19 protein-coding genes and 1 other annotated feature (1 of these 20 cut by a window edge) are annotated in these 24684 nt (G+C 49.9%); of the genes, 18 read left to right on the forward strand and 1 reads right to left on the reverse strand.

Annotated elements, in window-relative coordinates:
- Nucleotides 1-138 (forward strand) — a binding site (T-box leader) (it extends 110 nt beyond the left edge of the window).
- A gap of 108 nt (nt 139-246) precedes the next feature.
- The 3 genes from pheS (at nt 247) to eno (ending at nt 5123) form a co-directional block, all read left to right on the forward strand.
- Nucleotides 247-1266 carry a phenylalanine--tRNA ligase subunit alpha gene (pheS, locus tag AB1I67_RS13130; RefSeq protein ID WP_367030319.1) on the forward strand — a complete coding sequence of 340 codons (1020 nt, stop codon included), beginning with the start codon at nt 247-249 and terminating at the stop codon, nt 1264-1266.
- A 48-nt stretch (nt 1267-1314) separates the two neighbouring features.
- Nucleotides 1315-3735, forward strand: a complete 2421-nt coding sequence (pheT, locus tag AB1I67_RS13135; RefSeq protein ID WP_367030320.1) for a phenylalanine--tRNA ligase subunit beta — start codon at nt 1315-1317, stop codon at nt 3733-3735.
- Nucleotides 3736-3842: 107 nt separating this feature from the next.
- Nucleotides 3843-5123 carry a phosphopyruvate hydratase gene (gene eno / locus AB1I67_RS13140; protein WP_367030321.1) on the forward strand — a complete coding sequence of 427 codons (1281 nt, stop codon included), beginning with the start codon at nt 3843-3845 and terminating at the stop codon, nt 5121-5123.
- Between the two features lie 15 nt (nt 5124-5138).
- On the opposite strand, the gene AB1I67_RS13145 is transcribed toward eno, so the two are convergent.
- Nucleotides 5139-6371 (reverse strand): MerR family transcriptional regulator, encoded by a 1233-nt coding sequence (locus tag AB1I67_RS13145; RefSeq protein ID WP_367030322.1) that lies wholly within the window; start codon nt 6369-6371, stop codon nt 5139-5141.
- A gap of 221 nt (nt 6372-6592) precedes the next feature.
- On the opposite strand from AB1I67_RS13145, the gene AB1I67_RS13150 reads away from it, so the two are divergent.
- From AB1I67_RS13150 to AB1I67_RS13220, 15 genes are all read left to right on the forward strand, one after another.
- On the forward strand, nt 6593-7783 hold the full coding sequence (locus AB1I67_RS13150) for an amidohydrolase (protein ID WP_367030323.1): 1191 nt from the start codon (nt 6593-6595) through the stop codon (nt 7781-7783).
- A 35-nt stretch (nt 7784-7818) separates the two neighbouring features.
- Nucleotides 7819-9015 carry a hypothetical protein gene (locus tag AB1I67_RS13155; protein WP_367030324.1) on the forward strand — a complete coding sequence of 399 codons (1197 nt, stop codon included), beginning with the start codon at nt 7819-7821 and terminating at the stop codon, nt 9013-9015.
- Between the two features lie 23 nt (nt 9016-9038).
- The gene (locus tag AB1I67_RS13160; protein WP_367030325.1) at nt 9039-10208 is read left to right on the forward strand and encodes a MalY/PatB family protein; all 1170 of its coding nucleotides are present in this window, start codon (nt 9039-9041) and stop codon (nt 10206-10208) included.
- A 137-nt stretch (nt 10209-10345) separates the two neighbouring features.
- Nucleotides 10346-12031 carry a histidine kinase gene (locus AB1I67_RS13165; RefSeq protein ID WP_367030326.1) on the forward strand — a complete coding sequence of 562 codons (1686 nt, stop codon included), beginning with the start codon at nt 10346-10348 and terminating at the stop codon, nt 12029-12031.
- Nucleotides 12032-12805 carry a response regulator gene (locus AB1I67_RS13170; RefSeq protein WP_367030327.1) on the forward strand — a complete coding sequence of 258 codons (774 nt, stop codon included), beginning with the start codon at nt 12032-12034 and terminating at the stop codon, nt 12803-12805. It abuts the gene before it with no gap.
- A 328-nt stretch (nt 12806-13133) separates the two neighbouring features.
- Nucleotides 13134-14243, forward strand: a complete 1110-nt coding sequence (locus AB1I67_RS13175) for an ABC transporter substrate-binding protein (RefSeq protein WP_367030328.1) — start codon at nt 13134-13136, stop codon at nt 14241-14243.
- 34 nt (nt 14244-14277) lie between these two features.
- A complete protein-coding gene (locus tag AB1I67_RS13180) occupies nt 14278-15366 on the forward strand; it encodes an ABC transporter ATP-binding protein (RefSeq protein ID WP_367030329.1) in 1089 nt (362 codons plus the stop codon).
- Nucleotides 15353-17008, forward strand: a complete 1656-nt coding sequence (locus AB1I67_RS13185) for an iron ABC transporter permease (RefSeq protein ID WP_367030330.1) — start codon at nt 15353-15355, stop codon at nt 17006-17008. Before AB1I67_RS13180 ends, AB1I67_RS13185 begins: the two co-directional genes overlap by 14 nt.
- A 452-nt stretch (nt 17009-17460) precedes the next feature.
- On the forward strand, nt 17461-18048 hold the full coding sequence (locus tag AB1I67_RS13190) for a hypothetical protein (RefSeq protein WP_367030331.1): 588 nt from the start codon (nt 17461-17463) through the stop codon (nt 18046-18048).
- Nucleotides 18045-18941, forward strand: a complete 897-nt coding sequence (locus AB1I67_RS13195) for a nucleotidyl transferase AbiEii/AbiGii toxin family protein (RefSeq protein ID WP_367030332.1) — start codon at nt 18045-18047, stop codon at nt 18939-18941. The genes AB1I67_RS13190 and AB1I67_RS13195 overlap by 4 nt, the downstream gene beginning before the upstream one ends.
- A gap of 128 nt (nt 18942-19069) precedes the next feature.
- A complete protein-coding gene (secG, locus tag AB1I67_RS13200) occupies nt 19070-19297 on the forward strand; it encodes a preprotein translocase subunit SecG (protein ID WP_367030333.1) in 228 nt (75 codons plus the stop codon).
- Nucleotides 19298-19361: 64 nt separating this feature from the next.
- The gene (gene rnr, locus AB1I67_RS13205; RefSeq protein ID WP_367030334.1) at nt 19362-21503 is read left to right on the forward strand and encodes a ribonuclease R; all 2142 of its coding nucleotides are present in this window, start codon (nt 19362-19364) and stop codon (nt 21501-21503) included.
- A gap of 4 nt (nt 21504-21507) precedes the next feature.
- Nucleotides 21508-21969: an SsrA-binding protein SmpB gene (smpB, locus tag AB1I67_RS13210; RefSeq protein WP_367030335.1), complete on the forward strand. Its 462-nt coding sequence runs from the start codon at nt 21508-21510 to the stop codon at nt 21967-21969.
- 14 nt (nt 21970-21983) lie between these two features.
- The gene (locus tag AB1I67_RS13215) at nt 21984-22736 is read left to right on the forward strand and encodes a hypothetical protein (RefSeq protein ID WP_367030336.1); all 753 of its coding nucleotides are present in this window, start codon (nt 21984-21986) and stop codon (nt 22734-22736) included.
- A complete protein-coding gene (locus tag AB1I67_RS13220) occupies nt 22733-24670 on the forward strand; it encodes a leucine-rich repeat domain-containing protein (RefSeq protein ID WP_367030337.1) in 1938 nt (645 codons plus the stop codon). The genes AB1I67_RS13215 and AB1I67_RS13220 overlap by 4 nt, the downstream gene beginning before the upstream one ends.
- The last annotated feature ends 14 nt before the right edge of the window (nt 24671-24684 follow it).

The raw sequence follows: 24684 nt of genomic DNA on the forward strand, positions 1-24684 counted from the left end.
TGCACAGCCGAACAATGAGGTTAGATCAGGTAAGCTGTGACGGGTCATGCACGTTACGCATAATGAAGTGTCCGCCGTATGTGAGAAGCACAGGCGGGAATCTGGGTGGTACCGCGATTGTAGATAGTCGTCCCTTTGTAATGAGAATTGCAAAGGGGCGTTTTTTAATTCATAGTAAATATGGCAAATACATCAATGCTGATGCATCAAAAAGCGTACCAAAGGAACAGAGAAAGGAAGGAAACCATGAAAGAGCAGTTAGAAAAGATTAAAGCAGAAGCACTCAGACAGATTGAGGCTTCCGATGCCCTGGAAAAATTAAACGATATCCGCGTCGCTTACCTGGGCAAAAAGGGTGAGCTGACCAGCGTGCTGAAAAGCATGAAGGATGTTGCGCCTGAGGACCGGCCGAAGGTTGGGCAGATGGTCAATGAGGTCAGGGAACTGATTGAAGCCAGGCTGGAGGAGACCAGGACCGGACTGGCAAAGAAGGCGCGTGAGGAGCAGTTGAAGCGCGAGGTCATCGATGTGACCCTTCCTGCGAAGAAAGCGAATATCGGACACAGCCATCCGAATATGGTGGCGCTGGAGGAAGTGGAACGCATTTTCGTGGGCATGGGCTACGAGGTAGTGGAGGGACCGGAGGTGGAGTATCAGGACTACAACTTCACCAAGCTGAATATTCCGGAGGACCATCCGGCAAGGGATGAACAGGATACGTTCTTCATCAACCCGGAGATCTGCCTGCGCTCCCAGACTTCACCAGTGCAGGCCCGGACTATGGAAAAGGGCAAACTGCCGATCCGCATGATCGCTCCGGGGCGTGTATTCCGCTCCGATGAGGTGGACGCTACCCATTCCCCATCCTTCCATCAGATCGAGGGTCTTGTGATTGATAAGCATATTACATTTGCGGATCTGAAAGGAACACTGGCAGAGTTTGCCAGGGAGCTGTTCGGCGAGGAGACAAAGGTCAAGTTCCGGCCCCACCATTTCCCGTTCACGGAGCCGAGTGCAGAGGTGGATGTGAGCTGCTTCAAGTGCGGCGGCAATGGCTGCCGGTTCTGTAAGGGTTCCGGCTGGATCGAGATCCTGGGCTGCGGCATGGTGCACCCCCACGTGCTGGAGATGTGCGGCATCGATCCGGAGGAGTACACTGGATTTGCGTTTGGTGTAGGCCTGGAGAGGATCGCACTCTTAAAATATGAGATTGATGATATGAGACTGCTGTACGAAAACGACATCCGGTTCTTAAAACAGTTCTAAACCGCAGTCAACGCAGACAAAGATAGAAAATAAAAGGAGAAACGTAACATGAATACAGCGTTATCATGGATTAAAGCATATGTTCCGGATCTGGACGTAACAGCTCAGGAATACACCGATGCGATGACTTTGTCAGGCAGCAAGGTGGAGGGCTATGTCTGTCTGGACAAGAACCTGGAAAAAATCGTAGTAGGACAGATCACAAAAATAGAGCGTCACCCTGATGCAGATAAGCTGATCATCTGCCAGGTGGATATTGGCAAAGAATCCATCCAGATCGTTACCGGGGCGCCAAATGTAAAAGAAGGGGATAAGGTGCCGGTGGTTTTAGACGGCGGAAAGGTGGCTGGAGGCCATGACGGCGGACCACTGCCGGAGGATGGGATCCGCATCAAGTCCGGCAAGCTGCGCGGCGTTGATTCTTACGGTATGATGTGTTCCATCGAGGAGCTTGGTTCCTCCAGAGACATGTACCCGGACGCCCCGGAAAGCGGGATCTACATTCTGCCGGAAGACTCCGAAGTGGGAGCGGATGCCATCGGGGTATTGGGGCTGCATGATGTGGTTTTTGAGTATGAGATCACTTCAAACCGTGTAGACTGCTACAGCGTAGTAGGTCTGGCAAGGGAAGCGGCGGCTACCTTCCGCAAGGAATTCCATGCACCGGTCATCACAGCCACCGGAAATGATGAGAGCATTGACGACTATCTTCAGGTGGAAGTGCAGGATACAAAGCTGTGTCCGCGCTACTGTGCGAGGATGGTAAAAAATATCAAACTGGCCCCGTCGCCGGAGTGGATGCAGAAAAGGCTGGCAGCCAGCGGTATCCGTCCCATCAACAACATTGTAGACATCACCAACTATGTGATGGAGGAGTACGGTCAGCCGATGCACGCATTCGACTATGACCAGATCGCAGGACATAAGATCGTGGTGAAATGTGCGAAAGACGGAGATGAGTTCCAGACTCTGGACGGACAGGTAAGAAAGCTTGACAGCACGGTGCTGATGATCAACGACGGCGAGAAGGAAGTCGGCATTGCCGGGATCATGGGTGGAGAGAACTCCAAGATCACCGATGATGTAAAGACCATGGTCTTTGAGGCGGCATGCTTTAACGGCACCAATATCCGCCTTTCCTCCAAAAAGATCGGGCTGCGCACCGATGCGTCCGGCAAGTTTGAGAAGGGCCTGGATCCCAACAATGCTGAGGAGGCCGTCAACCGCGCCTGCCAGCTGATCGAGGAACTGGGAGCAGGAGAAGTGGTCGGGGGGATCATCGATGTTTATCCGGTGAAGCGCGAGCCGGTCCGCATCAAATTCGATGCTGACAAGATCAATGACCTGCTTGGTACCCAGATTGACGCGGAGAACATGAAGCAGTATTTTGCAAAGATCGATCTGGGATTTGATGAGACGGCCCAGGAGGTGATCGCTCCAACCTTCCGTCAGGATCTGCACTGTATGGCAGATCTGGCAGAGGAGGTTGCCCGGTTCTTTGGCTATGACAATATCCCTACGACCCTGCCGTCCGGCGAGGCCACCACGGGAAAACTCTCTTATAAGCTGCGGATTGAAGAGATGGCCCGGGAAGTAGCGGAGTTCTCCGGCTTCAGCCAGAGCATGACCTACTCCTTTGAGAGCCCGAAGGTGTTTGACAAGCTGCTGCTTCCGGCTGACTGTAAGCTGCGCCAGACTGTGAACATCTTAAACCCGCTGGGCGAAGATTTCAGCATCATGCGGACCAGCCCGCTAAACGGCATGCTAAGCTCTTTGTCCACCAACTATAACCGCAGGAACAAAGACGTGAAGCTTTACGAGCTGGCGAATATTTATCTGCCGAAGGCGCTGCCGCTCACGGAGCTTCCGGATGAGAGGATGCAGCTGACCCTGGGGATGTACGGCGAAGGCGATTTCTTTACCATGAAGGGTGTTGTAGAAGAACTGTTTGACAAGCTGGGTATGGTGAAAAAGGTACATTATAACCCGGACTGCAGCCGTCCTTACCTGCATCCCGGCAGAAAAGCCGATATCGTATACGAAGGTGTGACCCTTGGATATGTGGGAGAGCTGCACCCGGATGTGGCTGACAATTACAAGATCGGCGAGCGTACCTACGTGGCAGTACTGGATATGCCGAATGTGATCCCATTTGCCGATTTCGACCGCAAGTATACCGGGATTGCCAAATATCCGGCGACCAGTCGTGATATCAGTATGGTGGTTCCGAAAGAGATCCTCGTGGGGCAGATCGAAGATATCATCGCCCAGAGAGGCGGCAAGATCCTGGAGAGCTACAAGCTGTTCGATATCTACGAAGGCGCACAGATCCTGGCAGGGCATAAGTCCGTCGCGTATTCCATCACGTTCCGGGCAAAGGATCACACCTTGACCGACGACGAGGTGAATGCAGCGATGAAGAAGATCTTAAACGGACTGGAGGGCATGGGCATCCAGCTCCGCGCATAAATGAAGGACGGCAGATACAGCCGGACAGCAGATAACACCGCATAGAAATTAGAAAAAATGGCTATCCTTACCACAGTAGACAATATTGAGGTAAGGAGGCCATTTTTATGTACAATGATTTTGAAATATCGGGCGTGCATGCCCGGGAGATCCTGGATTCCAGAGGCAATCCAACGCTGGAGGTGGAGGTGCGCCTGGAGGGAGGCGCAGTGGGACGGGCGGCGGTGCCGTCGGGAGCTTCCACTGGTAAATACGAGGCGGTGGAGCTGAGAGACGGAGGTCCCCGTTATCACGGAAAAGGTGTTATGCGCGCAGTGGAGTATGTCAATACAGTGATTGCTGAGGTCCTGCTGTTTGAGGACGCTTTCAACCAGACGACGATCGACCGCATTCTGAAAGAAGCGGACGGTACAGAGAACAAATCCCGTTTGGGAGCCAACGCGGTCCTGGGAACGTCCCTGGCGGTGGCGAGGGCATGTGCCGCCCAGCAGGGGATCCCTCTCTACCGGTATCTGGGCGGCGCCAATGCCAGAACTCTCCCGGTTCCGATGATGAATGTCTTAAACGGAGGCGTCCACGCGGACAATACGGTGGACTTACAGGAGTTTATGATCATGCCGGTGGGGGCAAAGACCTTCTCTGACGGGTTAAAAATGTGTTCAGAGGTGTATCATACCCTGAAAAACCTGCTGAAAGTGGGGGAATACAGCACTGCAGTGGGAGATGAGGGCGGATTTGCCCCAAACCTTAAAAACTCTGAGGAGGTGCTTACCTACTTAACAGATGCAGTGAAGATGAGCGGATATGAACCGGGAAAAGATTTTCAGTTTGCGATCGATGCGGCGGCCAGCGAGCTGTACGATGAGGAGTCCGGGAGATATGTATTTCCGGGAGAGAGTAAGATGAGCGGTATTTCTGTGTCCCGCAGCGCGGAGGAGATGGTGGACTACTTTCGGCGGCTGGTGGAAGGTTTTCCCATCTGTTCGATTGAGGACGGACTGCAGGAAGAGGACTGGGATGGCTGGAAGCTTCTGACAAAAACTCTGGGAGATACCGTGCAGCTTGTGGGGGATGATCTATTTGTTACGAACACGAAGCGTTTGGAAAAGGGAATAAAAGAAGGGGCTGCTAATTCCATATTGGTTAAGGTTAACCAGATTGGAACCCTGACAGAAAGCTTAGAGGCCATCGAGAGGGCGAAAAAGGCCGGATATACAGCGGTGATCTCCCACCGGTCCGGGGAGACGGAGGATACCTTCATCGCCGATCTGGCGGTGGCGGTGAACAGCGGGCAGATCAAGACCGGTGCGCCCTGCCGCTCAGAGCGTGTGGCAAAATATAACCGTCTGCTGCGGATCGAAGAACAGCTTTTCTCGAAAGGCAACTGAGATCCTGCAGCAGTCCTACAGTTTTTGTGGTGTGATTTGTTTCTTCATATAAAGCAACAGGCGGTAAATCTGGTCCCCGGAAGCCATGAACTGGTTGGAAGGCTGTAACTTATCCAGAAATTCCAGGCGGTCGCGCTTCTGGATCTGGTAGCCAAGCTGTTGTATCTTGGAAAGCACCGTCTTCTCCTGGAGATTTTGTCTCAGCGCAGGTTCTACCGGGGAGTGAAACGAGAAAATATCATACAGCCGGTTTACAAAGATACAGCTTGTGCCTGGATGAGTGTAAGGGTCAGCCAAATCCAGTGCAAATGCATTCCGATACCATGCAAGGTCCGTGGATGCTCCAAAATCGATGAGTTGGTCCACCGTATGCCTGCGTATGGGAATGTCCTCATAGCTGCAGCAGAGCAGGACAATATTTTTGTGGCAGGAGCAGCGCCGCAGTGCTTTCTGTAGGAACCGATGGCGGCGGATGTCATAATCCACGGCGAGATATATGGCATTGTCAGGAATCATCTCATAGGTATTGCGCAGGAAGAACCCAAAACCGCTTCCCAGTTCTAAAATAACTTTCAGATCGGGGATATCCTTATAAAGGTACGATTTCATCCATTTTATATTCTGGAGGATGGAGACCATCTGATTCGGGTCTGCTTCCGCAATAAAAGAGTCATAGGAGTCATAGCTGTTGATGACCTTTTCTGTGGAAGTGGCAATGAGAATTCCATCTGCTACCTCCAGTCTATAGGCGCAGTCCGGGCAAATGAATGCCCCGGAGAGAATCATGCCCTGTTCAATGCAGTTGCTCTGCAAGAGAAGCTGGCTCTGACAGTGCGGACATGCCAGAAGAGGGATCAGGTTTAAACTGATCCCTGCCCTGTCTGCGCTTGCAGGCTGCGGATAGGAGAGGGATTCCAGCTTTTGGTCCAGGAAGCTCCTGGCACGGTTTAAATCTTCCATCAGTGCTGTGATCTCCTCTCTCTTTTGCAGAAAAAGCTCCCTGCATTTTTCTGCCCGCTCCTCAGGCGCAAACCGGCTGACATTTTCCGATAAAATAAGAAATTTAATATCCTGGAGAGAAAAGCCTGCGTCTTTTAACTGTATAATATTTGAAAAATCTTCGGAGCACTGCTGGTCAAACTGATAATGGTAGCCGTCTTTGACGGGAACCAGCAGACCTTCATTTACATAGAATCGCACGGTGTCAGTGCTGACGTTGTGCAACCTGGAAAATTCACCGATCTTCATAACACATCTGCATTCCTTTCCTTTATAATCATGGAAGTCTCCTTGCAGTATAGCATAATGCACAAAAAAAGTAAAAAAATATTTTGCATTATGGAAAAAGTGTAGTCCACTCCACATTGATGAAAAAATTGAAATTATAAAAAGGTTTTAGGGAATTGAAGTGAAGTGGGCTTTATCCTGTAAAATGAGTACAAAGAAAAACATTGTAAAAGGAGGTTAAAATGGGGGTAGAAACCAGAATCAAAGAATTATGTGCCATGCAGGAACCGTATGTGAAAGAGCTGCGTCGTTATTTTCATGAGAATCCGGAGACCAGCTTAAAAGAGTACGGCACCCATCAGCGAATTGTTCAGGAATTGGATGCGCTGGGCATTCCCTGGAAACGCGTTGGAGAATGCGGGATCATAGGCGTGCTGGATTCGGGGAAACCAGGCAGGACCCTGGTTCTCAGATCCGACATGGACGCGCTGCCGATTGTGGAGAATCCGGAAAATCTGGCAGGTTCGAGGGTCTGTATCTCAAAGAAAGAGGGCGCGGCACATCTGTGCGGTCATGATGGTCACATGTCAATGACGCTGGGAGCAGCTAAGGTGTTAAACGCTATAAAAGGAGACTGGCGCGGCAGAATTTTGCTGTGCTTTGAACAGGCAGAGGAAAACGGAGGTGGGATTGACGATATGCTAAAGGCCCTGGAGGCCTATGAGCTGGACGGATGTTGGGCAATCCATCTGTATGCAGGACTGGACAGCAAAAAAGTCTCATTGCAGGCGGGGCCGCGGATGTCATCCGTTGCGGGGTACGATATCCGTATCGTCGGCAGGGGCGGGCATGGGAGCCGCCCGGATCTGTGCAGAAACCCGGCAGGATGTATCGTAGATATCATCTCCCTGGTCCCTGGTATGATGAAAGCGAGACTAAATCCGGCTTATCCCGTGGTATTCTCCATAGGGGAGATCCATGTGGGAACCAAGGGCAATATTATAGCTGAGGACGGGTATTTTTCGGGGACTCTGCGTTATTTTGATTATGAAGCGGGAGTTAAGGCCATGGAGATCCTTTGCAGCGTTTCCGAGGAGATTGCCCGTCTGCATGGGTGCAGTGTGGATTATATGCGGAAGATCATCACTGACAATGCCGTGATAAATGATGAGAAGCTGTCTAATATGGCTGAGCTTTGCGTGAGGCGCGATATGGAAGATTTGGAGGTGGTCCGTACAGAACCATGGTATGCGACAGAGTCCTTTGGACGATACCAGCACCGTTGTCCGGGCGTGTTGGCATTGCTGGGGATACGGAACCCGGAAGTAGGTTCGGGGGAGGAACACCATAATCCCAGATTTGATATTGATGAAGCAGTTCTGGTACCTGGGGTTGAGATGACGGTACGGTTTGCGGCAGAATTCCTGCAGTGACATATAAGATACGGAAACGATAGGAGAAGAAAAATATGAAATGGACGTTAGCTACAGCTCTTGCAGTGGTGTTTGTTGTGATGTATATTGCGGAGATTATTACAAAAAAGACGAAGGCCAGGGTTCCGTCCCTGCTGATCGTATCGATCATTTTCCTAATCGGGTACTGGAGCAACCTGTTCCCGAAGGATATCCTGGATATCTCTTATGTCAATCAGATACGCCAGGTGACTTTGCTGTTCATCCTGCTTCATGTAGGTACCATGTTCGACATCAATCAGATAAAACAGGACTGGAAAACCGTTGTGATCACGCTTGCTGCGGTGGGTGGGATCGTGGTGATCGTGGGAGCGTTGGGGATGATGGCCTTCGGGAAAGAGATGACGGTCGCGGCGATCCCACCGCTGACAGGCGGAGGCATGGCTTCGCTCCTGATGAGTGATGCGGCTCTGGCCCGCGGTCTAGACCAGATCGCCATGCTGTCGACACTGGTATTTGTGTTTCAGGGATTTTTTGGCTTCCCTCTGACCAGCTTCTTCTTGCGGAAAGAGTGCAGGAACATGCTGGACGGCTATCACGCAGGAACCTCAGAATGGAAGATTGTGGCGAAAACGGATGTTTCCAGCAGCGGAGCGGGAGCCAAAAGAAGAACCTTAAATGACATGGTGCCGGACAAATATAAAACCTATACATATTATCTTGCGAAACTGAGCGTATTGGCCCTGATCGTTTATTTTATCAATATCCATACAGGCAAATATTTCAGTGATACGATTCTCTATATTACATTCGGTATCCTGGGGGTTGTGTTCGGCTTCCTGGAAAAAGAACCTCTGCGGAAGGCAGAATCCTATGGAATCCTTCAGATCTGTCTCACTGCATCCTTCATGAGGAATTTTGCCGGTTCCACTCCGCAGCAGCTTTTGGAGCTGATTGTTCCAATCGTGGGATTTTTATGCATGGCTGCTTTGGCGATTCTGATTGCTTCCGTTTTAGCTGGAAAAATACTGAAGTATTCCACGACGCTTTCTATCTCAATTGGACTTAACTGTTTTCTGGGATTTCCGTTCAATTATATTATAACGGAGGAGGCGATTGCGGCGTCGGCGGAGACAGAGGAAGAACGCCAGTTTTTAAACAGCATTCTGATGCCAAAGATGATTATTGCCGGAATTGTAGCAGTTTCTATCGTCTCTACGATTGTGGCAGGCGCATTCTTAAATCTGATGTAGCATAGCCAGAGGAGGCAGAGGATATGGATTATAGTTTTGAAAACACCTGTGACAGGAGAGGCACGGGCTGTATAAAATGGGACAGCTGTCCGGACAGCACCTGTGCGGATGTGCTGCCGATGTGGATTGCTGATATGGAGTTTTCGGTGCCGGATTTTGTGCTGAGCGGAATAAAAAAACGCCTGGAACATCCGGTATTCGGCTACTTTGAGCCAGACAGCCGTTTTTATAGAGCAATTGGGAACTGGCACAGGAGCAGATACGGCTCTGACGCAGTACAACCGGAACACATATACTACCAGCATTCTGTCCTGGGTTCCATTGCAACGGCTTTGAAGCTGCTGACGGATGTGGGGGATGAGATCCTGGTGCAGGCCCCCGGATATGCCAAATTTAAGGAGATCATAACTCAGCATGGCAGGAAGGTTGTGATGAATCCGCTTCGTTATGATGGAGAAAAATACCGGATGGATTTTGAGAATATGGAGGCAGCCTTAAAGGAAGGACAGATTAAGGTGGCTATCTTCTGTTCCCCCAATAATCCCACGGGAAGGGTGTGGGAGAGGGAAGAACTCCTGCAGTATATTGAACTGTGCAAAACGTATCATGTAACGATCCTGGCGGATGAGATCTGGGCGGATTTTGCCTACGGCAGAAAGCATATTCCGCTTTATACCGTGGCGGGTGAATGGAGAGACCGGGTCCTGTCATTTTATTCCCCGACAAAAACCTTCAATCTGGCGGGGCTTGTTATCTCCTATGCGGTGATCTTTGACAAGGAACTGGGGAGGCGGTTTCAGGATCATGCGGACGCGACCCATTATAACAACTGCAATGCCCTGTCCGTGGAAGCGCTGATAGCCGCATACGAGGGCGGTGCTGAGTGGGTGGAGCAATTAAATGCTTACATAAAAGGAAATGTGGATTTTGTAGAGCGTTACTTACAAGAATATCTCCCGGAAGTGCGTTCTTCCCATCCGGAGGGAACGTACTTGATCTGGCTGGACTTTAAAGCGCTGGGGTACAATATGGAGGAGCTGGCCGACCGTTTCGTTAACCGGGCGGGAGTTATCTTCAATGACGGCAGAACCTGCATCGGAAACGGAGATTTTTGTATGCGCATGAATGCTGCGGCGCCAAGGGCGATGATCGAGGAGTGTATGGAGCGTATACTGCATGCATTAAAAGCGTGAAGCAAAGACCGTGGATATGATGAAGCCGTGTAGTACCAGAATCCCGATATTCCCTGATGACAGAGCAAGTATTTGCAAAAATTACGCATCCGTACTATAATAAAACGTAGTGCCAAATTTGCAAATGGGGAACGGGAATGGCGGAAAAGAACAGATTTCAGCAGGAACTGGAAAAGACTGCATTAAAACAGATCATTACGGTCATATTGATCGGCTGCCTGTTTTTCTGTGTGGCGATCGTCGGTATTTTTGTGGTGGAAAAAAGGATGCAGCGGGAAGGGCATCTGGATGCGGTGACAGAGGCATTTGACAGGATCTACAGCTCCGTGGAGTCTTTTCTTGAGGATGAAGACAACACGGGGCTTTTCCTGGGTTGTGCTTCGGGAGAGACTGACAAGAGCCGGGTCCAGTATCAGGTGACGGAATTTAATCTGGCTGCGCCGGTGGGGATCAATATGATACTGACAGACGCGGACCAGAATGTGGTATACTCCAGTTTTCCTGGCGAGCTGCTGAACCTGCACCGGCTGGAGTTCAACCGGATCTCCGGAGAGAATGCGAGATCACAGAAGGAAGGGCTGTACCGCACGGTTTATTATATCGCGGGTGAAACCTCCGAGTATGTCATGGTGCGCCCGCTGTATCAGGACGGTGTTTATGCAGGCTGCGCCGCCGCATATTTAAAGCCTGGGGAGTGGGGACGCCATTTTCTCAAATACCAGTACGACACGATCCTGACAGACCGGAACGGGAGCGTGATCTACTGCTCCAACTACAGCTTCCTGCAGGGCTACACCCTCAACAAATATGTCCCGAAAACGGCCGATACCTACCGTTTCGTCAACGAGAGCCGGTACCTTGCCAGCACCAGGTTTTTGGAGAGCCAGGAGGTATACCTTTACTCATTTATCTATTATCCGGGATATACGGGCTATATCATTATCGGCGTACTGGTGATCCTGGGACTTGGCTTTATCTGGACTCTGATGTTTTTCCATCTGCTCCAGATGATGGCGGAGAAGACGGCAGGCTCCGTGGGGATGCTGGTAGAAGAGATCCGTATCATCCGCAAGCAGGACCCGGAGCATGTGATCCATATTGAGACGGACGATGAGATCGAGGAGATCGCCGGGCAGATCAACAAGATGATGGCCAGCATCCATGAGCTGAACCAGAAGAATGTGGATCTTTTACAGGTGAACAGCCGGATGGAGATGCAGAATTTACAGGCGCAGATCAACCCGCATTTTATTTATAATACCCTGGACAATATCCGGTATCTGATCGTACAGGACGCGGCGAAGGCGGATGAGCTGATCGAGCGGTTTACCCATATCCTGCGCTACAGCATCAACAATACCAAACGGAAGATCTGTCTTTTGGAGGACATGGAGTACATAGAGGATTACCTGATGATCCAGAAAACCCGGTTTGGCGAGCGGTTCCAATATGAGATCGAGATAGAAAAGGAATGTTACCAGATCCCCGTCCCCAAACTTCTCTTACAGCCGCTGATCGAGAACAGTTTAAAATACGGGTTCCGCAAAAAGCCACGCATCTTCGTGACCGTCCGGGGATGGCTGGAGCACGGGTATCTGTATCTGCAGGTGGAGGATGACGGCCCGGGACAGCCCAAGGCCATGCTGGAGACTCTTCGCGGCATCCTGGGAAGGGAAGAGATCGACACGACTCATAACGGCCTGCAGAATATCAACCGCAGGATCATCCTGGAATATGGGCAGGAGAGCGGCATCAGCCTGGACAGCCAGGAGGATGAAGGTTTTACAGTGACGCTGAAAATGTGGACAGGGAGAGGGGCGTAAATGTACCGAGTACTTTTGGTGGAAGATGAGGATATTATCCGCAGGGGGATCAGAAATTCCATTCTGTGGGAGGAGCTGGGCTGCCATGTGGTTGGGGAGGCGGCCAACGGAGAGGAAGGGGTTGAGGCCATAAAAGAGCTTCAGCCGGATATCGTGATCACCGATATCACCATGCCGGTGATGGATGGGCTTGCCATGATCGCCGCGACGAAGATCGAATATGATTACGCGGCCATCATCCTGTCCGGCTATTCGGATTTTGAATACGCCAGAGAAGCCATCCGCCACGGCGTGTCCGGTTATGTGTTAAAGCCGCTCAACATGAATGAGATGAAGGAAGCCTTAAAACAGGCCATTCTGGAGCTGGAGAAGATCCATTCCTTAAAGCAGCAAAATGAAAAAGCAGAGCAGATGGGAAGCATCTCGCTGCTGGATCTAAAAAAGACGTATCAGGACCCGGTGGTGGAGCAGGTGCTCACCTATATCGCTGAGAATTACCGGAACAAGATCACGCTCTCAGATCTGGAGCAGGAGGTCCATTATTCCGAGCGGTACATAAACCAGAAGTTCCAGAATGAGGTGGGAACCACCGTCATCGAGTATTTAAACCGCTACCGCATCCAGAAAGCCTTAAGCCTGATCAAAGAAGGAAACACCCCACTCTCCGAAGTGGGCTGGGAATGCGGCATCGGCGAATACAAGTATTTTAATTATGTTTTTAAAAAGTATATTGGCTGCTCATCCAAGGAATACCAAACCAAAATCTTAAGCTAGAATTTAGCATTTGTTTTTTTCTTTTTGGTTTTTTACCCAGCAAAGAGAACACGTTGGCAGGGGAGAGCCCGGATGAGGGGAAGGTTTTGGAACCGTTGGAGCCCATCGGCACTTAAGCGCCGTATTTTGGCGCTTTAGTACCGCTATGCGCTCCATCGAGCGAGAGCGCGTTCCAAAACCTTCCCCTCATCCGGGCTCTCCCCTTCTAATCCATTCCCCTTTGCCTCCATTTGTTCGGTATTTTTTCCGTTTGTTCGGAAATTCGGGTGTCGAAGAAACCAGATAATAATTATAATTGTGTTATCAATAAATACTAGGAGGTATTATTATGAAAAAAAAGGGTTTAGCATTATTACTTGTAACAGCAATGGCAGCAGGCCTGGCAGGCTGTGGCGGCGGTTCATCCACAGCGACTACGGCAGCTCCGGCTGCAGACGCCGCGAAGACAGAAGCGGCTGCTGAGGGTGCGAAAGAGGAGGCAAAAGAGGAAGCGAAGCAGGGCGGCGGCAATCTGGTTGTCTACTCACCAAACTCCGAAGGATTACTGAATGCGACTATCCCGCTGTTTGAGGAGAAGTACGGCGTGGAAGTAGAGCTGATCCAGGCTGGCACCGGCGAGCTGGTAAAGAGGATCCAGTCCGAGAAAAATGATCCTTACGGAGATGTGCTGTTCGGTGGTTCCTGGTCCCTGATGGCAGACAACGAAGACCTCTGGGAGCCGTATGTATCTGTAAACGATGTGAACGTAGTAGATGCATACAAGAATAAATGCGGATTTATCACCAGCAACGTTTTGGACGGCAGCGTCCTGATCGTCAACACAGATTTGATCGGCGATATCAAGGTAGAAGGCTATGAGGACCTCCTGAATCCGGAATTAAAGGGCAAGATCGCTACCGCAGACCCGGCAAACTCCTCCTCCGCATTCGCACATCTGACCAATATGCTTTTAGCTATGGGCGGCTATGAGGATGACGCGGCATGGGAGTATGTGAAGAACCTGTTTGCCAACATTGACGGCAAGATCATCGAGAGTTCCAGCGGCGTATACAAAGGCGTAGCAGACGGCGAGTATATCGTGGGCTTATCCTACGAGGATCCCTGTGCACAGCTGATCAAAGACGGCGCTCCGATCAAGATCGTTTACCCGAAGGAAGGGACCGTTTATCTTCCGGCATCTGCAACCATCATTAAGGGCGCAAAGAATATGGACAATGCAAAGCTGTTCATGGACTTTATCTTAAGCGAAGAAGTACAGAACATCTGGGGCAGCACCCTGACCAACCGTCCGGTTATGAAGGATGCCCAGACCAGCGAATTCATGACACCATTGTCCGAGATCTACGTGATCGAGGAGGATATCCCGTATGTAAGTTCCCATAAGCAGGAGCTGGTTGACAAATATACCGAGATTTTCACCGATTTGCAGAGCAAATAAGATTTTTTAAAAACGGCAGGCTGTGGAGGATAAGATGAGTAAGATTTCAGTAAAACATGTTTTAAAAAAATATGGTGAGACAACGGTTATCCCTGATCTGAGCGTGGAGATTGAGGAGGGTGAGCTTTTCACCCTCCTGGGACCGTCGGGCTGCGGAAAAACCACACTGCTGCGGATGATTGCCGGGTTCAACTCGATTGAGGGCGGGGATATTTATTTTAACGAGACCCGCATCAACGACATGGACCCGAGCAAGAGGAATATCGGCATGGTTTTCCAGAACTATGCGATCTTCCCCAACTTATCCGTGCGCGGCAACGTGGCATTTGGCTTAAAGAACCGAAAGGTAGATAAACAGAAGATCCAGCAGGAGACCGATAAATACTTGAACCTGATGCAGATCATGCAGTATGCGGACCGTATGCCGGAGCAGCTTTCCGGCGGTCAGCAGCAGCGTATCGCACTGGCCCGCGCCCTGGTCATCACACCGGATGTGCTTTTGATGGATGAGCCGCTGTCCAACTTGGACGCCAAGCTCCGTCTTGAGATGCGGACGGTGATCCGCCACACCCAGAAGAGCGTTGGGATCACCACCGTGTATGTAACCCATGACCAGGAAGAGGCCATGGCGATCAGTGACAAGATCGCGGTCATGAAGGACGGCGTCATCCAGCACATCGGAAAGCCCAAGGATATTTATCAGAGGCCGAAGAATGTGTTTGTCGCCACCTTTATCGGAAGGACCAACATTGTGCCGGCCCGGATCGCCGGAGGCCGGCTGGTGTTTTCAGACGGCTACACAGAGGACATTGAGATCCTGAAAAATGCAGAGGACCAGGATGTGCTCTGTTCCATCCGCCCCGAGGAATATGTGATCTGTAAGGATGGAGGAGAGGGCGTCCACGGAACGGTCAAAGAGTCTACCTACCTTGGGCTTAACACCCACTACTACATTGAGACGGCTGACGGGCAGACCGTGGAGATCGTGGAGGAATCTTCTCTGGAGGACGATTTAAAAGAAGGGCAGCAGGTAGTGCTCCGGGTAAAGAAGAATAAGATCAACGTGTTCAACCAGGCGGGAGACATCAATCTGGTAAGGAGCGAGGCCTATGAAAAACAATAACAAATTCCGGCTGGATGTATGGGGAATGATTACCCTCGCGATCATCTTTCTGTATGTGCTTTTTATGATCTATCCCATGGGATATCTGATCCGCCAGTCTGTGCTTGACGCCAAGACCGGTGAGTTCACCATGGCGAATTTTTCAAAGTTCTTTTCAAAGAGCTATTATTTTGACACACTGTTTAACAGCTTTAAAATATCCATAGCGGCGACTGTCCTGTCTCTTGCGATCGGGACTCCCCTTGCCTATATTTTTACAGCGTACAAGATCAAGGGAAAAGGGCTTTTGAGCATCCTGATCGTGGTGGCGTCCATGTCGGCTCCGTTCATCGGAGCGTATTCCTGGATCCTGCTGCTGGGAAGAAGCGGTGTCATCACTACCTTCTTAAAAAATATCGGCATCACGATCCCCGATATCTACGGATTCGGCGGAATCGTGCTGGTCATGACGCTGCAGTTGTTCCCGCTGGTATTTTTATATGCCAGAGGCGCGCTGAAAAACATCGACAATTCCCTGATCGAGGCGTCCGAAAACCTGGGCTGCTCCGGCGTCCGGTGCTTTATCAAGGTAGTCGTGCCGCTCATCATGCCGACCCTTCTGGCAGCGGCTCTGCTGGTATTCATGAGAGCCTTTGCAGATTTCGGTACCCCGATGCTGATCGGTGAGGGCTTCCGTACCTTCCCGGTTGTACTGTATTCAGAATTCATCAATGAGGTGGGAGGAAACGACGGATTTGCAGCCGCGATCGCAGTCATCGCGATTGTCATTACGACTGTGGTATTCCTGGCGCAGAAATATGTTTCCAACCGGAAAGCATTTTCCTTAAACGCCCTTCATCCCATGGAGGAAAAGACCGCAAAGACCGGCTCAGGCATCCTGATGCACCTGTTTTCCTATCTTGTGATCGGGATCGCAGTCCTGCCCCAGTGCTACGTGATCTACACCTCCTTCAAGAATACCCAGGGCAAGATCTTCGTCGACGGTTATTCTTTAGAGAGCTATGTGACCGCCTTTGGGAAACTGGGCAGAAGCATCCAGAACACCATCATCATCCCGATGTTAGCCCTGGTTGTGATCATCCTGCTGGCCGTCCTGATCGCATACCTGGTAGTACGCAGGAGAAATGCATTTACCAATGTAGTGGATATCCTTTCCATGATCCCCTACATCGTACCGGGAACCGTACTTGGTATCGCCCTGCTGATCGGCTTTAACAAGCCGCCGATCCTGATCAGCGGCACCATGCTGATCATGGTGGTCGCCCTGGTGATCCGGCGTCTGCCCTACACGATCCGTTCCTCCGTGGCGATCCTGCAGCAGATCCCGATGAGCATTGAAGAAGCTGCGATCTCCCTTGGTGCATCCAAGATGAAGTCCTTTTTCCGCATCACCGTACCCATGATGACAGCCGGCATCGTATCCGGCGCGATCTTAAGCTGGGTAACGATGATCAGCGAGCTGTCCACAGCGATCATCCTTTACACCGGCAAGACCAAGACCCTGACCGTAGCCATCTACACCGAGGTCATCCGCGGCAACTACGGCACCGCCGCAGCCCTGTCCACGATCATGACCGTACTGACGGTAGCATCACTTTTGTTATTCAATGCAGTGAATGGCGGGAAAGACTTGAGCCTGTAAGTACCTGTATTAGACATTGTTTATACAAATCATGACATCCTCCGTGGTGTATGTGCATGGCTTCAAAGCTGCACGGATGGACAGATGGCGTAACCTGTAACCATGCGCGGGTGATTGTAAAGAGGGGATCATTCCCCTCCGCCATATTTGAGGTGCCTTATGCACCGCTATGCGTTCCACTAAAAAAACCTGCCACTGGCAGGTTTTTTTACACTGAGGAGAGATCGTTCACTGTAAGAATCTATCAGCCTGCGTCCTCTTGCCAATTTCCTCAGCCTAAATCTATAATGCATAAAACGGATTTATCTGATCAGGAATATTTTACTTCATAATTGACATATCTGTTATTCAGAGATATAATTTTAATATAATTCGGCAAAAAAAGAAAAATGCCGAAAAACATTTAAAATATAATTTGGAACAATGGGAATGCTTCCATCGAGGTGATATAAATGGATTATGAATTTAGACTTCCAGAAGATCAGATGATAGTTTCAGTTGATGAACTAAAAGCGGCAGGTTTTTCCCACTATAAAATCAATAAACTGGTTGAAAATGGTACGCTGCTAAAACTGAATAAGAAATATTATGAAAATACAGGCTATCGGGGGGAAGAATCGGATTTTTACTATGTTCCGGCATATGCTTCAAACGGTGTAGTCTGCCTGATGAGCGCAGCGTCTTACTATAATCTGACAACTTACAGGCCGGATTCTATAGATGTGGCTATTCAGAGAAAAGCCAAGATTTCTACGATGCCAGATTGGCCGGCGCTGTCTGTGTATTATTATGCAGATGACCGCTTTGAAATTGGAGTTGAAACGGTAAGGGAAGGCAGGAATCAATTCAAAATATATGATGTTGAAAAAACGGTTGTTGACATCGTTTATTTCCGTGAAAAGGTAGGCATTGAGGAAACAAAAGAAATACTTGTTAATTATCTCAGACGGAAAGATAGAAATCTCAACAGATTGCTGAGATATGCAGAACTTCTTAAGTGTGGAGATGTGATGAAAACATATCTGGAGGTACTTGTATGATAAGCGCAAGATCCGTAAAGGCCAGATTGAAAAATCAAGCTAAAGAAGATGGAAGAACGATGCAGGACGAATTATTGACTTATGGATTGGAGCGAGCAATCTATAGGTTGTCAATTTCAGAATATGCGGAGCGATTTACCTTAAAAGGAGGTATTTTTTTGTATGCATTGTTTGATGGGAATTTTGCGAGAGCAACAATGGATATAGACCTTCTTGCTCATCATATCCCGAATGATGCCAAAGAAATGAAGAAAGCATTCTATCATATTTTTTCCATAGAATGTGATGACGCATTACGATTTGATCTGGACTCGTTAGAAGTAATTAACATTACTGAATTTAAAGAATATCACGGTGTAAATGTTTCGATTATGGGATACTTAGACCGCACGAAAGTGCCGGTATCTATCGATATTGGATTTGGAGACGTGATTTATCCGGAGCGTATGCGAATGAGTTTTCCAGTGTTGCTGGATATGGAGGCTCCAAAAGTATATGTCTATTCAATTTATTCTGTAATTGCAGAAAAGTTTGAAGCCTTTGTATCTCTTGGTCTTGCAAATGGAAGATATAAGGATTTTTATGATATTTTTGTATTGTCAGCAAATTATAATCTGGATGGCAGTGAGTTAAAAAATGCAATTCTAGAAACATTTGCACATAGAAACACAAGTTTTGATGATATCGTTGTTTTTGAATCTGATTTTACAGAGGATCCTGTAAGACAGAGAAGATGGAAGGCGTTCGTCAAGAAAAAGAAAGCAATGATAAAAGTTGGATTTGCAGAAGCAATAGAACAATCTAAAAAGCTTTTGATGCCGATTGTAGAGGCAATAGAACAGAATAGAGAGTTTCATTGTCAGTGGAATAAAGATAGAAAAGATTGGATTTAAGTACATAGAGTCCCCTCGGACCGAAAACTCCAATGCATAAAACCAGCAAATTAAGGCAAAATAATGCTTGTACTTTCATCAATTCTGTGCTAAACTAACTGTGTTTGACTATTAGGAGGTGCATTTTGATGCTGAAGACGATTTTATCCGTGATTTTCGTTCTTATATGTGTGGCTTTGACCGTGATCGTACTGCTTCAGGAAGGAAAATCCGCAGGGCTTGGTTCCATCAGTGGTATGGCAGATACCTATTGGGGCAGGAACAAGGGCCGTTCCATGGAGGGCAACCTGGAGAAGTTTACAACATTTGCAGCGATTGCTTTTATGGTACTGGCAATCTTGATCAACGTACTGTAAGGAAAGATAAGGCACTCTTGGGAACAAGGGTGCTTTTATTTTTGCACAGGAATAAAGGAGTAATATGACAGAGGAATTATTAAAACAGAGAAAAGAAACCATGCAGAAGCTGATCCAGGATCCAACCTATGTCCCCATGAAGCTCAAGGAGCTGGCGATGCTTCTTGGCGTCCCCAGGGAACAGCGGGACGAGTTAAAAGAGGTGATGGACGCCCTGGTTGCAGAGGGAAAGGTGGGGATTTCCAAACGCGGCAAATACGGAAAACCGGAGGCCTTTGCCCTGGTGGGAACTTATACGGGCAATGCCAGAGGCTTTGGCTTCGTGACCATCGAGGGACAGGATCAGGATATCTATATTCCGTCCGACAAAAATGGCGGTGCCATGCACGGAGACCAGGTACAGCTCGTGGTGGAGCCGGCACGCTCAGGACGCAGGCCAGAGGGGACCATCGTGCGGGTGCTGGAGCATGCGAACCGGACGGTTGTAGGGTATTATCAGAAAAATAAAGGCTTTGGTTTTGTGATACCGGACAATCAAAAGATCGCTACTGATATCTTTATCCCCCAGGGCAAGGATATGGGGGCTGTGACCGGACACAAGGTGGTGGTGACCATGATAGAGTACGGCGGTGAGAGAAAGAAGCCGGAGGGCATTATCACGGAGATCATCGGCCATGTGAATGACCCGGGGACAGATATTCTGTCCATTGTGAAGGCATATAATATTCCGGAGGAGTATCCGCCGGAGGTGATGCGCCAGGTGAGCCGGATGCCGGACGGAGTACTGCCGGAGGACATGGCAGGGCGCAAAGATATCCGTGGCTGGCAGACCGTGACCATCGACGGGGAGGACGCCAAGGACTTAGACGACGCGATCACACTCAGCCGTGAGGATTATGGCTATAAGCTGGGGGTCCATATTGCAGATGTGAGCCATTATGTGACGGAGGGCAGCCCTCTTGACGAGGAGGCATTAAAACGGGGGACCAGCGTGTATCTGGTGGACCGTGTGATCCCGATGCTGCCCCACAAGCTGTCCAATGGCATCTGTTCCCTGAATGCGGGAACGGACCGTCTGGCGCTCAGCTGTATCATGGAGATCGATCCGCAGGGGCGGGTGATCGGACATGAGGTGGCGGAGACTGTGATCAATGTGGACCGCCGGATGACCTATACGGCTGTAGATGCGATCGTCACCGGGCGGGATGAGGCGGTCATGAAGGAGTATGAGGGCTTCGTGGAGATGTTTGACCTTATGAAGGAGCTGGCGGATATCCTGCGGGAGAAACGGACCCAGAGAGGCTCCATCGATTTTGATTTCCCGGAGACGAAGATCATCCTGGATGAAAAGGGAAAACCGGTGGAGATAAAGCCTTACGACCGCAATGCGGCGACGAAGATCATCGAGGACTTTATGCTGATGGCCAATGAGACTGTGGCGGAGGATTATTTCTGGCAGGAGCTGCCCTTTGTGTACAGGACTCATGACAATCCGGACCCGGAGAAGATGAAGCGGCTGGGTGTTTTTATCAACAACTTCGGCTACAGCATCCGTACCCAGAATGGGGAGGTGCATCCCAAAGAACTGCAGAAGCTCCTTACAAAGATTGAGGGGACGGAGGAGGAGGCTCTGATCAGCCGCCTGACCCTGAGGTCCATGAAGCAGGCAAAGTATATGCCCATGTGCACCGGGCATTTTGGACTGGCGGCGAAGTATTATACACACTTTACTTCCCCGATCCGGCGTTATCCCGATCTGCAGATTCACAGGATTATCAAAGAAAATCTGCATGGACGCTTGACAGAGAAGCGGATTGCACATTATGATAAGATATTGACAGGTGTGACGGTGCAGTGCTCAGTTACGGAACGGCGGGCGGAGGAGGCGGAGCGGGAGACTGTGAAGCTGAAGAAATGCGAATATATGGCAAAGCGTATCGGGGAAGTGTTCGAGGGTGTCATCTCCGGCGTCACAAACTGGGGCTTTTATGTGGAACTGCCCAATACGGTGGAGGGCCTTGTGCATGTGAGCGAGCTGCACGGCGACTACTATATATTTGATGAGGAGAGGATGGAACTGCGGGGAGAGACCGGCGGGGAGATCTTCAAGCTGGGTCAGAAGATCGCGGTGCAGGTGACAGGAACCGACCGATTGATGAAGACCATCGATTTTCTTCCGGCAAAGGAGGAAAACAGGGAGGAATAAAGGCGTGAAGGATGCGTTTAAACTGATTGCCAACAACAAAAAGGCATATCATGAGTATTTTATCGATGAGAAATTCGAGTGTGGGATAGAGCTGTTCGGAACGGAGGTCAAGTCCATCCGTATGGGACAGTGCAGCATCAAGGAGGCGTTTGTCCGGATCGATAAGGGGGAGGTGTATGTGTACGGCATGCATGTGAACCCTTACGAGAAGGGCAATATCTTCAATAAAGACCCGTTAAGGCCAAGAAAGCTTCTGATGCACCGGAGCGAGATTGCAAAGCTGGAGGGGAAGATCAGGGAAAAAGGCTATACCCTGGTCCCGCTCCAGGTGTATTTTAAAGGCAGTCTCGTCAAGGTGGAGATCGGGCTGGCCCGGGGCAAGAAGCTCTATGACAAGCGGCAGGATCTGGCAAAGAAGGACCAGAAGCGTGAAGTGGAGAGGGAATACAAAGAAAAACTAAGATAAGAGGGGGAACTAAAATGGTATTTGAACCGGATGCAAAGCTGAAGAAAAAGATGGATAAGGACGGAAGCGTACTAAAGTACATGTACGGCGTGGGCGGCGCAGGCAAGGGGCTGATCGCCGGCGGCGGAATGTTTTCAGCGATCGGTGTGCTGCTCGTATTTGCGCTGAAGTCGATCGACATGCATATGGCGCTGATCACCGGGGCCGGGTGCGTGGTACTGGGGCTCCTTATGGTCGTGGGGGGCATGGCGCTCCAGAACCGGAAGATGAACCGCTGGCTGCATACATACTGTAAAACGACCGGATTATCAGAAGAGGAGATCCACAATGCAGATGCAGAATTCAAGCAGCCGGGTACGGTACTGTTTGCGCTTGAAAAGGGGAAAGATAACAACAGTTTGAAAAAGATGGGTTTTATCACTCCGCACTACATAAAGTTTCCAGGGATCACCCCGTCTTTAGCGCGTCTTGAGGATGTGGTTGCGTGCTTTTATACCAAAAAGTTTCTCTGTAAGGACGGAGGGTATGATAAAGTTCTGACTGCGTATTCCAGGGACAAAAAAATGGCATTCATGTTTACGAACCCTAACGAAAAGGCGGCGCAGGAGATTGTGGATACCATTGCAAAATATAATCCGATGATCATTCATCATCATCATTTTCAATATGGGGACAGAGCCTACGATGCGGCAAGGGATATGGATGAGGTGATCAGGCTTCATGACCAGATCCGCGCAGAACGGGGGTCTGCAGGGACAGGACGATGAAATTTACAGAGCTGAAATGTTCCGCATGCGGCGGAACCATGAAAATTGACAAACAGAATCCCAATTATGCGGTCTGTGAATATTGCCGCAGCAGATTTACTGTTGAGTGGGATATGACGCCACTGAACGGAACGATTCCGGGTGACGGAGATGGGATCCCTCATTTAACGCCGCTCAAGGAAAAGATCGACTATGTGCCGATCGAACCAGTAGAACACAAGGGCAATGGATGGGGACCGTATGGCTGGAAAAGGATCACCGCTGTGGTCTCGGTTGCGATTGTGCTCTTAGCCATATACTACGGGCCAAAGATCTATGCAAGATACCAGATGGACCATGCATCGTCAGAGGTTGGAAATGATATAGCAGGAGCTTTGGGGAATGAAGAAGAGGTGCAGCCGGCGGTAGAAGCACATCCCTTAGGCGGCATTCTGGAAGCCTTTGCCAGCCAGGTTTTTGACCGCCCGGCGGGGCAGCTCACGGATGTTGATCTGGCAAAGATCAAGTGGCTGGAGATCCAGACAGGCGCGGATGACAGAAAGTTCGGTTACAGTTTTTCCGATCCATGGGAGGATCCGGAGGCGGCGCTCACCTGGATCAGTTTTCCGAAAGAGGAATTTTATGAGGTGGATCTGTCATGCCTTCCGGCCTTTACCGGCCTTAAGCGGTTAAAGACAAACACCAGTATCCGGGCGGAGAATCTGGAAGGGCTGTCCCTTCAGGGAATCAGCGGTTATTTTGACAGCCTGGAGGCAGTCGCAGCCGTAACAGGGAACCCCGGGGAGCTTCGCCAGCTTACCATGCGGGGGGATAAGCTGTCCCTTCAGGGGGCGGAACAGTTCCCGAAGCTGGAAGAACTTAATATGAACTGCGATCAGATCGATGATCCCAAGATGCTGGTGAATATGAAGTCTCTGAGGACCGTTTCGGTTGATATGTATGACAGCGGTATGGATTTTTCCATATTTGGGATGATGCCATGGCTGGAAAAGCTGACGATCAGCTCCGAAAAGGTGCGTGACCTGAATTTCGTATCCGGGATGGAAGGGCTGAAGGAGTTTCATATTACCTACGGCACATTTTTGACGCTGGATCCCTTGAAAGACCTCACGGGGCTTGAGGCGTTCACTGTAGAGCGGTGCGATGAGCTGAAGGATATGTCGGCGCTCTCCGGTCTGACAGGTTTAAAGCGGCTGAGCATAGACCTGCCCTATCAATGTCCCATACCGGACTTGAGCGGCCTTACGGCGATGGAAGAGCTGTATCTGTCCGGGTTTGACAATACGGGATTTTTGAGGAACATGACGGCACTGAAGACGCTGACCCTGGACGGATGCAGGGTGGACGCGCCGTCTGACTTTGAAGGTCTGGTGAATTTGACGACATTAAACTGTACATCCTTTGCGGCGACGGCGCGGGATTATGGTTTTATCACAAGGCTTCCGGCGCTGGAACAGTTAAATCTGCGCGGGACAGCTACCTATCAGGACATTTCCGGGATCTTCAACCTGCCGACATTAAAGCATTTGGACATCAGCGGAATGCAGTGCGAGATCAATTTTGACCGGATCCAGGAAAACACATCGCTGGAATCACTGGCGATCGATAAGCTCAAGCTTTATAAAAATGTGGATGTCCGCGGAGGCGGCGGTATCTACTCCGTAAACTGGGATGATGTGAGCCTGGTGGATAACCTGTCCTTTTTAGGAAGGTTAAAAGGCCTTCGAAGTCTGAGTATCCGGGAAAATGAGCTGGTGGATGTGAGTTTTGCCGCCTCTTTAGAGGCCTTGGAGGAGATCGACTTCTCTGACAACTATGTCACGGATCTGGCTCCGCTTTCCGCGCTCAAGATGCTCAAGAAAGTCAATTGTGCTGAAAACCCCATATCCAATTATGAGGTTCTAAAAGAATCAGTGCGCATTATACGGGAATAAAAAACTGCTGTCAG

Source organism: Clostridium sp. AN503 (assembly GCF_040719375.1).
Classification (GTDB): domain Bacteria; phylum Bacillota; class Clostridia; order Lachnospirales; family Lachnospiraceae; genus Brotaphodocola.